The 10,371-nt window shown below is 65.6% G+C and carries 8 protein-coding genes; 7 read left to right on the top strand and 1 reads right to left on the bottom strand.

All coding sequences use genetic code 11. The features are described from left to right. Nucleotides 1-352 (bottom strand): pyridoxal-phosphate dependent enzyme (locus BO1_RS12830; RefSeq protein WP_028217907.1); only part of this gene is annotated, 352 nt, incomplete at its 3' end. 573 nt (nt 353-925) lie between these two features. On the opposite strand from BO1_RS12830, the gene BO1_RS12825 reads away from it, so the two are divergent. The 7 genes from BO1_RS12825 (at nt 926) to ubiB (ending at nt 10,322) form a co-directional block, all read left to right on the top strand. After that, the gene (locus BO1_RS12825) at nt 926-4,972 is read left to right on the top strand and encodes a DUF3683 domain-containing protein (RefSeq protein ID WP_028217906.1); all 4,047 of its coding nucleotides are present in this window, start codon (nt 926-928) and stop codon (nt 4,970-4,972) included. A gap of 42 nt (nt 4,973-5,014) precedes the next feature. Beyond that, nucleotides 5,015-5,446 carry an HIT family protein gene (locus BO1_RS12820; protein WP_028217905.1) on the top strand — a complete coding sequence of 144 codons (432 nt, stop codon included), beginning with the start codon at nt 5,015-5,017 and terminating at the stop codon, nt 5,444-5,446. Nucleotides 5,447-5,535: 89 nt separating this feature from the next. Then, nucleotides 5,536-5,958, top strand: coding sequence for a gamma-butyrobetaine hydroxylase-like domain-containing protein (locus BO1_RS12815; protein WP_028217904.1), 423 nt, complete (start codon nt 5,536-5,538; stop codon nt 5,956-5,958). A 100-nt stretch (nt 5,959-6,058) separates the two neighbouring features. Next, on the top strand, nt 6,059-6,790 hold the full coding sequence (ubiE, locus tag BO1_RS12810) for a bifunctional demethylmenaquinone methyltransferase/2-methoxy-6-polyprenyl-1,4-benzoquinol methylase UbiE (protein WP_028217903.1): 732 nt from the start codon (nt 6,059-6,061) through the stop codon (nt 6,788-6,790). A 36-nt stretch (nt 6,791-6,826) separates the two neighbouring features. Next, nucleotides 6,827-7,837 (top strand): Tim44 domain-containing protein, encoded by a 1,011-nt coding sequence (locus BO1_RS12805; protein ID WP_028217902.1) that lies wholly within the window; start codon nt 6,827-6,829, stop codon nt 7,835-7,837. 232 nt (nt 7,838-8,069) lie between these two features. Beyond that, nucleotides 8,070-8,741, top strand: coding sequence for a ubiquinone biosynthesis accessory factor UbiJ (locus BO1_RS12800; RefSeq protein WP_028217901.1), 672 nt, complete (start codon nt 8,070-8,072; stop codon nt 8,739-8,741). Between the two features lie 3 nt (nt 8,742-8,744). Next, nucleotides 8,745-10,322 (top strand): ubiquinone biosynthesis regulatory protein kinase UbiB, encoded by a 1,578-nt coding sequence (gene ubiB, locus BO1_RS12795; RefSeq protein ID WP_028217900.1) that lies wholly within the window; start codon nt 8,745-8,747, stop codon nt 10,320-10,322. Nucleotides 10,323-10,371 lie beyond the last annotated feature (49 nt).

Raw genomic sequence — 10,371 nt, 5'->3', positions numbered from 1 at the left:
GGCCGCCATGGGCGCGCACCGCATCGACCTTGACCTGGGGCGTGGTGATGGGCACACAGATCACGGCCTTCACGCCGAGCTTCGCGGCCGATAGCGCCACGCCCTGGGCGTGATTGCCGGCCGAAGCGGTGATCACGCCGCGCTCGAGCTGCCCGGGCGTCAGGTGCGCCATCTTGTTGTAGGCGCCGCGCAGCTTGAAGGAGAACACGGGCTGGTTGTCCTCGCGCTTGAGCAGGACGGTGTTGCGCAGGCGTGCCGAGAGGTTCGGCGCGCGCTCCAGCTCGGTCTCGCGGGCCACGTCGTAGACGCGGGCGGTGAGGACTTTCTTCAGATAATCGTCGTGGGAGGCCATGCTGGGGGCGCGCCAGGCGCGAGATTTGACGGGAAAACGTAAATGATAGCGCCAATGATCGTGCCAACAGGAGGCTAACAGCGGGCCAGCAGCCGGCCAATTCCCGACCCTTCGGACGGCGAATTCATTGGCGCACGCCTGTGTCGTGCCCGTATCACGGGCTTGTCGCGTTGATGACCGACACTCGTGTCGCGCGCCTGCGAAGTTCCCGACCACCGTCAGCGCAGGCGCGGATCATGCGTTAAAATCGCTTTTTGAAACAAGGATCGGAAGATGCACAGGCAGATTCGGACAGCCCATTTGATGCCCGCGCGGCGCGAGACCCGCCCCGCGACGCAGCGGCACGTCCGGCACGCACGATCGTGCCGCTAAGTCCGAACGTCGGGGAACCCATCGGCGTGAGTGCAGCCGCCATGCTTCCCCACCCCTAAAGTCCGCTATCAGCCAACAGCGCGCCAGCCGCGAGCCACCGGCGGACACGATTTCAGAATAGCGCCCCACGCGCCCCGTCAGCGTCCGCCATGCAAGGCATCGAGCCACATGCGCGGGGCTGGCACAAAGAGTCGTCCAACCATGAACGCACCTCAAGTTTTCGATCCTCACGGCGCCGCCGCCGCCGTGGCCACCGATATCGAACCGCGCTTGCGCGAGATTCCGTATAACTACACGTCCTTTTCGGATCGCGAAATTGTCATCCGCCTGCTAGGCGAGGAAGCATGGAACGCGCTTGCCGAGCTGCGTGCAGAACGCCGTACCGGCCGCTCTGCGCGCATGCTCTACGAGGTGCTCGGCGACATCTGGGTCGTGCGGCGCAACCCGTATCTGCAGGACGACCTGCTCGACAACCCGAAGCGCCGTGCGCTCCTGATCGAGGCGCTGAACCACCGCCTCGCCGAAATCGAGAAGCGCCGCCGCGCCGACCTCCAGGAGCATGCCGACCAGGAAGGCGTGGACCGCGCCGCGCGCGTGGAAAAGCTCGTGAACGCCACGCGCCGCGCCATCGACGACTTCGCCGCCGAATTCGAAAAGATGGCCGACCTGCGCCGCCGCGCCACCAAGGTGCTCGGCCGCCGCACGCAGAAGGACAACATCCGCTTCGACGGCCTCTCGCGCGTCTCGCACGTGACCGACGCGACCGACTGGCGTGTGGAGTATCCGTTCGTCGTCCTGACCCCCGACACCGAAGCCGAGATCGCCGGCCTCATCAAGGCCTGCTTCGAGCTCGGCCTCACGGTGATCCCGCGCGGCGGCGGCACCGGCTACACGGGCGGCGCGGTGCCGCTCACGCCGTTCTCGGCCGTCATCAACACCGAAAAGCTCGAGCAGCTCGGCCCCGTCGAGATGACCGACCTGCCCGGCGTGGACCGCAAGGTCGCAACGATCTTCTCGGGCGCGGGCGTCGTCACGCGCCGCGTGACCGAGGCCGCGGATGCCGCGGGCTTCGTGTTCGCCGTCGACCCGACTTCGCTCGACGCCTCGTGCATCGGCGGCAACGTCGCGATGAACGCGGGCGGCAAGAAGGCGGTGCTCTGGGGCACGGCGCTCGACAACCTCGCCTGGTGGCGCATGGTCGACCCGCAGGGCAACTGGCTCGAAGTCACGCGTCTGGACCACAACCTCGGCAAGATCCACGACATCCCCGTGGCGCGCTTCGAGCTGAAGTGGTTCGACGGCGAGCACGCGCCGGGTGAAAAGCTGCTGCGCACCGAATGGCTCGATATCGAGGGCAAGCGCTTCCGCAAGGAAGGCCTCGGCAAGGACGTCACCGATAAATTCCTGGCCGGCCTGCCGGGCGTGCAGAAGGAAGGCTGCGACGGCCTCATCACGTCCGCGCGCTGGGTGCTGCACAAGATGCCCGCGCACACGCGCACGGTCTGCCTCGAATTCTTCGGCCAGGCGCGCGAGGCGATTCCGAGCATCGTCGAGATCAAGGACTACCTGTTCGAGACCTCGAAGCGGGGCGGCGCGATTCTCGCCGGCCTCGAGCATCTGGACGAGCGCTATCTGCGCGCCGTGGGCTACGCGACCAAAAGCAAGCGCAACGCGTTCCCGAAGATGGTGCTGATCGGCGATATCGTCGGCGACGACGCCGATGCCGTGGCCACCGCCACGTCGGAAGTCATCCGCATGGCCAACGGCAAGAGCGGCGAAGGCTTCGTTGCGGTCTCCGCCGAGGCGCGCAAGCGCTTCTGGCTCGACCGCAGCCGCACGGCCGCGATCGCGAAGCACACCAACGCGTTCAAGATCAACGAAGACGTCGTGATCCCGCTGAACCGCATGGGCGAGTACACGGACGGCATCGAGCGCATCAACATCGAGCTCTCGATCAAGAACAAGCTGCAACTCGTCGATGCGCTCGAAGCGTTCTTCAAGGCCGGCAACCTGCCGCTCGGCCGCAGCGACGACGCCAGCGAGATTCCGTCCGCGGAGCTGCTCGAAGACCGCGTGCAGCAGGCGCTCGACCTGTTCAAGCGCGTGCGCGAGCGCTGGACCTTCGTGGGCGAGAAGCTCGACATGCCGCTGCGCGAGGCCCAGCACTATCTCGTGCAACTGGGCTACGAGGCGCTCGCGGAGAAGTTCGCCGACCGTGTCGATGTCCAGCCGGACGCCAACGTCTTTCACATCACGCAGGACCGCACGGTGCGCGTCTCGTGGAAGCAGGAGATCCGCGCGGAACTGCGCCAGATCTTCAACGGCGGCGAATTCAAGCCGATCCTCGACGAAGCCCAGGCGATCCACAAGAAGGTGCTGCGCGGCCGCGTGTTCGTGGCGCTGCACATGCACGCCGGCGACGGCAACGTGCACACCAACATTCCGGTCAACTCGGACAACTACGAGATGCTGCAGGACGCGCACCACGCGGTTGCGCGCATCATGAAGCTCGCGCGCTCGCTCGACGGCGTGATCTCGGGCGAGCACGGCATCGGCATCACGAAGCTCGAATTCCTGACCGAAGAGGAGATCGCCGAGTTCCGCGCCTACAAGCAGCGCGTCGACCCGGAAGGGCGCTTCAACAAGGGCAAGCTGCTCGACGGCGCCGACCTGCGCAACGCCTACACGCCGTCGTTCGGCCTGATGGGCTACGAGTCGCTGATCATGAAGCAGTCCGACATTGGCGCGATTGCCGAGTCGGTGAAGGACTGCCTGCGCTGCGGCAAGTGCAAGCCCGTCTGCGCGACCCACGTGCCGCGCGCGAACCTGCTCTACAGCCCGCGCAACAAGATTCTCGCGACCTCGCTGCTGGTCGAGGCGTTCCTGTACGAAGAGCAGACGCGCCGTGGCGTGTCGATCAAGCACTGGGACGAGTTCAACGACGTGGCCGACCATTGCACGGTCTGCCACAAGTGCGTGACGCCGTGCCCGGTCAAGATCGACTTCGGCGACGTCACGATGAACATGCGCAACCTGCTGCGCAAGATGGGCAAGAAGAAGTTCAACGCCGGCAACGCGGCGGGCATGTTCTTCCTGAACGCCACCAACCCGCAGACCATCAACCTCGCGCGCGAGGTGATGATGGGCGTGGGCTACAAGGCGCAGCGCCTCGGCAACGACCTGCTCAAGAAGGTCGTGAAGAAGCAGACCGCGCATCCGCCCGCCTCCACGGGCAAGCCGGCCGTGGTCGAGCAGGTGATCCACTTCGTCAACAAGAAGATGCCAGGCAACCTGCCGAAGAAGACGGCGCGCGCGCTGCTCGACATCGAAGACAACAAGATCGTGCCGATCATCCGCAATCCGAAGACGACGAACGTCGATTCGGAAGCGGTGTTCTACTTCCCGGGCTGCGGCTCGGAGCGTCTGTTCTCGCAGGTCGGTCTCGCCACCCAGGCGATGCTCTGGGAAGCGGGCGTGCAGACCGTGCTGCCGCCGGGCTATCTGTGCTGCGGCTACCCGCAGCGCGGCTCGGGCCAGTACGACAAGGCCGAGAAGATCGTCACGGACAATCGCGTGCTGTTCCACCGCGTCGCGAACACGCTCAACTACCTCGATATCAAGACGGTGGTGGTGTCGTGCGGGACCTGCTACGACCAGCTCGCCGGTTATGAATTCGACAAGATCTTCCCGGGCTGCCGCATCATCGACATTCACGAGTTCCTGCTCGAGAAGGGCATCAAGCTCGATGGCGTGACGGGCACGCGCTACATGTACCACGACCCGTGCCACACGCCGATCAAGACGATGGACCCGGTCAAGCTCGTCAATGAGTTGATGGGCGCCGAGAAGGACGGCTACAAGATCGAGAAGAACGAGCGCTGCTGCGGCGAATCGGGCACGCTCGCGGTCACGCGTCCGGACATTTCGACGCAGGTGCGGTTCCGCAAGGAAGAGGAAATCCGCAAGGGCGCGGCGAAGCTGCGCGGCATTCCGATCGTCGGCAACGGCGCGAACGGGGTGCAGCCGGCCACGCCGCAGGAAGCGGGCGGGCAGGGCAGCACGCAGGATGTGAAGATTCTGACGAGCTGCCCGTCGTGCCTCCAGGGCCTGTCGCGGTACAACGAGGACGCCAACATCGAAGCCGACTACATCGTGGTGGAAATCGCCCGACACGTGCTTGGCGAAAACTGGATGGCGGACTACGTTCAGAAGGCGAACAATGGCGGAATCGAGCGCGTGCTGGTCTAATGGCAGCGCAAAATTTTCCGTAACACGGGTTCGAGGACGACGATGGGATGCGTATTCTGCAGTGAAGAAGGCGGCGATGTGCTGTGGGAAGACGAGCGTATGCGCGTCGTGCTCGCGACCGCCGAAGCCGACTATCCCGGCTTTTGCCGGGTCATCTGGAATACGCATGTCGGAGAGTTCTCGGATCTGGGGCTGGATGACCGGGACCATCTGATGCGGGCGGTCTACGCGGTCGAGCGCGCGCTGCGCCGCGTGATGCACCCATCGAAGGTGAATCTCGCGAGCCTTGGCAACCAGGTGCCGCACGTGCACTGGCATGTGATTCCGCGCTTCACAAACGACGCGCATTTTCCGATGTCGGTGTGGTCGCCGCGCCAGCGCACCGTCTCGGAGGCGATGCTCGGGCAGCGCCGCGCGCAGGCGACGCTGCTGCGCGACGCGGTACGTCAGGAAATCGAGCAGGCGCTCGCCTGAGCGGGCTGCGCTGCGCGGGCACGACTTGGTGCTCGTGGCAGCGCGTGCAGGCGCGTGCCGGCGACGCTGAAGGAGAGACAGAAACAATCATGAGTGGACTGAAATCCGATACGCCGGTGCCGACCGGCGTCGTGGTGCACGCGCTGTCGCGCGTGCTCGAACTGCAGTACGGCAATGGCGAGAGCTACCGCATTCCGTTCGAGCTGATGCGTGTCTATACGCCCTCGGCGGAAGCGCGCGGCCACGGGCCCGGCCAGGAGACGCTGCAGACCGGCAAGCGCGAGGTCACGATCACGGCGCTCGAAGGCGTGGGCAACTACGCGCTGCAGCCCACCTTCTCCGACGGCCACAGCAGCGGCATCTACTCCTGGGATCAGCTCTATGAGCTGGCGACGCGCCAGGACGAGCTCTGGGCCGAGTATTTCGCCAAACTGAAGGCCGCGGGCGTCGAGCGCGACGCCCCGATGGCGGCCCAGCCCCATGGCGGTGCAGCACACGGCCACTGCCACTGACGCTTCCTGTTACGATCCTGCCCGCCGCGGCGCCCACGCGCCGCACTTCAACACATAAGACCGGACACGATCTGGTCAGACCCGCGAAAGGACGAGCGCGATGAGCAAAACCCACTTCGGCTACGAAACAGTCGACGAACAGGACAAGGCGAAGAAGGTGGCCGGCGTGTTCCATTCGGTCGCCTCGAACTACGACCTGATGAACGACTTGATGTCGGGCGGGCTGCATCGCGCCTGGAAGGCGTTCACGATCGCCCAGGCGAACGTGCGGCCGGGCGCGCGGGTGCTCGACATCGCGGGCGGCACGGGTGACCTTTCGATGGCGTTCGCGAAGAAAGCGGGCCCGACCGGCCAGGTCTGGCATACCGACATCAACGAGTCGATGCTGCGCGTGGGCCGCGACCGCCTGATCGACAAGGGCGTGATCACGCCCGCGCTGCTCTGCGACGCCGAGAAAATTCCCTTTCCGGACAACTACTTCGACGTGGTGACGGTGGCCTTCGGCCTGCGCAACATGACCCACAAGGATGCCGCGCTCGCCGAGATGCGCCGCGTGCTCAAGCCGGGCGGGCGCCTGCTCGTGCTCGAATTCTCGAAGGTCTGGGAGCCGCTCAAGAAAGCCTACGACGTCTATTCGTTCAAGGTGCTGCCGTGGCTGGGCTCGCGCTTCGCACAGGATGCCGATAGCTACCGCTATCTCGCGGAATCGATCCGCATGCATCCCGACCAGGAAACTTTAAAGACGATGATGGAACAAGTCGGCCTCGACGCCGTCAAATATTACAATTTGTCAGCTGGCGTGGTAGCCTTACACGTCGGCACAAAGTATTAGTGTTCCCAACTCTCTGTCTTTAAAGGAAATTCTGCCATGTCTGAGCCCCGTAACATTGCTTCCAGAAAGCTTTCATTATCGTGGGCCAGGCGGATCGGAACCCTGGCCGTGATCGGCGCGATCGTGGCGGGCAGCTTCGCCTCGCTCGACGCCGAGGCCCGCCGCCTGGGTGGCGGCCGCAGCATCGGCAAGCAGTCGTCGGTGGCCTCGCAGCGCAGCACCACGCCGCCGCCCGCGCAGCCGAGCCCCACCAATCCCGCACAGCAGGCCGCCAAGCCTGCTACGCCGGCGCCGACGCCCACGCCCGCTCCGGCGCGCAACCGCTGGCTCGGGCCGATCGCGGGTCTCGCGGCCGGCCTCGGCATCGCGGCGCTGCTCTCGCACTTCGGCCTTGGCGAGGCGTTCGCCGGCATGATGGCGAACATGATCGTGATCGCGCTGATCGCGTTCGTCGCGATCTGGCTGATTCGCAAGTTCATGAGCCGCCGCCGTGGGCCGCAGCCCGCATTTCAGACGGGTAGCGCAGGCCTGCCGCCTTCCGCCGGATTGAGCCAGATGGGTGGCTACCAGCCGCAGGAGCCGCGTTACACGGCGCCGCCCACGGGCCAGTACCTCGCGCCGGAAGCCAATCCGCTCACCACGCCGCAGATCGAAACGGCGCCGGCCGTCCCGGCGGACTTCGACACCGAAGCGTTCCTGCGTAACGCCAAGGTCTACTTCGTGCGCTTGCAGGCCGCGTGGGACGTGGGCAACGTCGAGGACATCCGCGAATTCACGACGCCCGAGATGTTCGCCGAGATCCGCGTGGACCTTGCGGGCCGCGGCACGCAGCCCAATCAGACCGACGTCGTTCAGCTCAACGCCGACCTGCTCGCGGTCGAAGAGCGCGGCAACGAATATCTCGCGAGCGTGCGCTTCTCCGGCCTGATCCGCGAAGAGGCGGGCGCGGCTGCCACGCCGTTCGTCGAGATCTGGAATCTCTCGAAGTCGCGCACCTCGGGCGAGGGCTGGCTGCTGGCCGGCATCCAGCAGGTCGAAACGCATTGATCCCGCGCTGATGCGGCGTTGACTCCGCGCCGCCGGATCGCACACGCTGGTGCGCATTGGCCGGATGGCCAAGACCGGATGGTCCAGACCGAATGGCCCAGGCCGAATGGCCCAGACCGAATGGCCCAGGCCGTTCGGCCGAGCCGCGGCGCGGGGCGATCGGACGGCGCGAACGCTACAATAGGAACCCGCGCGAGCTTGAAGCCCGCGCGGGTTTCTTTATTCCACGCCGATGACTCTCGCCGCCAAGCCCTTCGCCGCCGCCGTCAATCACCTGCTCGCCCGCGAATCGTGGGCCCGCGACCGCCTCGCTCCCTATGCCGGCAAGACCGCGCGTCTGTCGTGTCCGCCCGTCGTGCTCACGCTGCTCGTTCAGCCCGACGGCTATCTTGCGCCAGTCGACGAGCACGACGCGCAGCGCGCCGATGTCGAGCTCTCGCTACCGGCCGGCGCGCTCTCTTCGTATGTGCAGGGCGGCCACTCCGCCGTCATGAAGCACGTGAAGATCGAGGGCGACGCGGAATTCGCGCAAATCATCGGCAAGCTGGCGGAGCACTTGCGCTGGGAGCCTGAAGAGGACCTCGCGAAGCTGATCGGCGACGCGCCGGCTTCGCGCGTCGCGACGCTTGCGCGCGCCGTGCATGAGCAGGCGTTGCGCACGGGGCGCAACGTGCTCGGCTCCGTCACCGAATACCTGCTCGACGAGAATCCGCAGCTCGTGCGGCACGCCGAGCTCGACGGCTTCAACGTGGAGCTGTCACGCGCGCGCGATGCACTGGCGCGCGTGGAGAAGCGTATCGAGCGCCTTGAACAAAAATCACAAGCGCGGGGTGCCCCGAACGGCGCCCAAGCGGCGCCGTCGGGCGCCGCGCCGCGCGGCCCGAGCCAGACAACAGGCCTCTAAGACATGCGTTTTCTGCGTTTCCTGAAGATCTTTTTTACGGTCATCCGCTTCGGTCTCGACGAAATGATGCTGAGCCGGATCAACGACCGGCGCGTCAGGCTGCTGCTCCGTATCACCACCATCGGCCGCAAGTTCGATCAACCGCCCGGCGTGCGTCTGCGCCTCGCCCTCGAAAGCCTCGGCCCCATCTTCGTGAAGTTCGGCCAGGTGCTCTCCACGCGCCGCGATCTGCTGCCGCTCGATATCGCCAACGAGCTCGCGAAGCTGCAGGATCAGGTGCCGCCGTTCGAATCGCAGGTGGCCATCGACATCATCGAAAAATCGCTGGGCGCGCCCGTCGACACGCTGTTCGACGAGTTCGAGCGGGTGCCCGTGGCGAGCGCCTCGATTGCGCAGGTGCACTTCGCGAAGGTGAAATCGGGCCAGCACGCGGGCAAGGCCGTGGCGGTGAAGGTGCTGCGCCCCAACATGCGGCCCGTGATCGATTCGGACCTGCTGCTGCTGCGCGACCTCGCCGTCTGGGCCGAGCGGTTGTGGGCCGACGGCAAGCGCCTCAAGCCGCGCGAGGTGGTGGCCGAATTCGACAAATACCTGCACGACGAGCTCGACCTCATGCGCGAGGCCGCCAATGGCAGCCAGCTGCGCCGCAATTTCGTGGGCCTCGACCTGCTGCTCGTGCCGGAGATGTACTGGGAGTTCAGCACGCCCAATGTGCTCGTGATGGAGCGCATGGTGGGCGTGCCGATCAGCCAGGTGGACAAGCTGCGCGCGGCGGGCGTCGATATTCCGAAGCTCGCGCGCGAGGGCGTGGAGATCTTCTTCACGCAGGTCTTTCGCGACGGCTTCTTTCACGCCGACATGCACCCCGGCAATATCCAGGTGAGCCTCGACCCGGCGCATTTCGGGCGCTATATCGCGCTCGATTTCGGCATCGTCGGGGCGCTCTCGGACTTCGACAAGAACTACCTCGCGCAGAACTTTCTCGCGTTCTTCAAGCGCGACTATCACCGCGTCGCGACGCTGCACATCGAATCGGGGTGGGTGCCGCCCACGACGCGCGTCGAGGAGCTCGAGAGCGCGATCCGCGCCGTGTGCGAACCGTACTTCGACCGCGCGCTCAAGGACATTTCGCTCGGCCAGGTGCTGCTGCGCCTGTTCCAGACCTCACGCCGCTTCAACGTGGAAATCCAGCCGCAGCTCGTGCTGCTGCAAAAGACCATGCTCAACGTCGAGGGCCTCGGGCGCTCGCTCGATCCGGAGCTGGATCTCTGGAAGACCGCCAAGCCCTATCTGGAGCGCTGGATGACCGAGCAGATCGGCCTGCGCGGCTGGTATGAGCGCTTCAAGATCGAGGTGCCGCAGTGGAGCAAGACGCTGCCGCAGTTGCCGCGCCTCGTGCATCAGGCGCTGCTGCATCGCCAGGACCCGGCGCATCTCGCCAATGACGACACCATTCGCCAGATTCTCGCCGAGCAGCGCCGCACCAACCGCATGTTGCAGGGCCTCGTGGTGTTCGGCGTGGCGGTGGGCGTGGGGATGGTCGCGGCGCACGTGTGGCTGGCGATGGCCTATGGTGGCTGAGGCGGGCCAGCAGGTGCAAAGCAGACAGATAGCAGGCGTATAGCAGTAG

It is taken from the genome of Paraburkholderia oxyphila NBRC 105797 (assembly GCF_000685075.1).
GTDB lineage: Bacteria > Pseudomonadota > Gammaproteobacteria > Burkholderiales > Burkholderiaceae > Paraburkholderia > Paraburkholderia oxyphila.
Note: the sequence above shows the minus strand (reverse complement) of the source record. Positions and strands in the feature narration are given on the sequence as shown.